Here is a 547-nt window from a genome sequence, read left to right as displayed (position 1 = left end):
TGCGCGCTTCCTTCTAAGAAGAGCCAGCACCAAGACAGGGAAGGGCGGTCCGGCGACGGGCCGCCCTTTCTTTTTGGGCCTATCGCGCATTCGCGCTGCTTGAGGCCCCTTGGTGAACTGCCGCTGCGGCGTATGACCCGCAAACATTGAACCGGGGGGCGTCTCGGCCTATCTGGCGCGGTCTGCCTTTCTCCCATTCGGATCGACCTCGCCCATGACCCAACCTATCCCCGCCGAATGGACGCCGCACCGCGCCATGTGGGTCGGCTGGCCCAGCCACGCCGAGCTGTGGGGCGAGGACTTCGCGCAGGCCCAGGACGAGGTCGAGGCTCTGGTCCGCGCCCTGGCGGGTCCGGGGCGCGAACAGGTCAAGCTGATGGTCGGCAATGACGAGGCCCTGCCCGGCGCCCGCGCGCGTTTCGAGGGCGTCGACGGCGTCGAGGTCGTGGCCGCCCGCTTCGGCGACATCTGGCTGCGCGACACCGGCCCGATCTTCAATGCGGGCTCGAAGACGGCCCAGACCTTCAGCGTCAACGGCTGGGGCGGC

Annotated in this window: 1 protein-coding gene; it reads left to right on the top strand. The window is 68.9% G+C overall.

Features of this window, described 5'->3' with window-relative positions; all coding sequences use genetic code 11:
• Positions 1-214: 214 nt before the first annotated feature.
• The coding region (locus tag HX774_RS18865) for an agmatine deiminase family protein (protein ID WP_178828957.1) at positions 215-547 on the top strand (333 nt) is incomplete at its 3' end.

Source organism: Brevundimonas sp. P7753 (genome assembly GCF_013386595.1).
Classification (GTDB): Bacteria; Pseudomonadota; Alphaproteobacteria; order Caulobacterales; family Caulobacteraceae; genus Brevundimonas; species Brevundimonas bullata.
Note: the sequence above shows the minus strand (reverse complement) of the source record. Positions and strands in the feature narration are given on the sequence as shown.